This is a genomic window from Escherichia sp. AM3, from assembly GCF_032029835.1.
GTDB lineage: Bacteria > Pseudomonadota > Gammaproteobacteria > Enterobacterales > Enterobacteriaceae > Escherichia > Escherichia coli.
Genome location: NZ_JAVUPQ010000769.1, coordinates 1 through 319 on the forward strand (window position 1 = coordinate 1; position 319 = coordinate 319).

Here is a 319-nt window from a genome sequence, read left to right on the forward strand (position 1 = left end):
GAGATAGCCATTATGACTCAAGCACAACCTCAAAGAAGTACGTCAGATCTGGTGAAAGCCGCCGTATCTGGCTGGCTGGGCACCGCCCTGGAGTTTATGGATTTCCAGCTCTACTCCCTTGGCGCCGCGCTGGTGTTTCATGAAATTTTCTTCCCTGAGCAGTCCGCGGCCATGGCGCTGATCCTGGCGATGGGCACCTACGGCGCAGGCTACATCGCGCGTATTGTCGGGGCATTTATCTTCGGCAGAATGGGCGACAGAATTGGCCGTAAAAAAGTGCTGTTTATCACCATCACCATGATGGGGATCTGCACCACCT

Annotated in this window: 1 pseudogene; it reads left to right on the forward strand. The window is 54.5% G+C overall.

Features of this window, described 5'->3' with window-relative positions:
* Positions 1-12 precede the first annotated feature (12 nt).
* Positions 13-319, forward strand: a pseudogene (locus RTW80_RS28280) (MFS transporter); the annotation flags it as partial.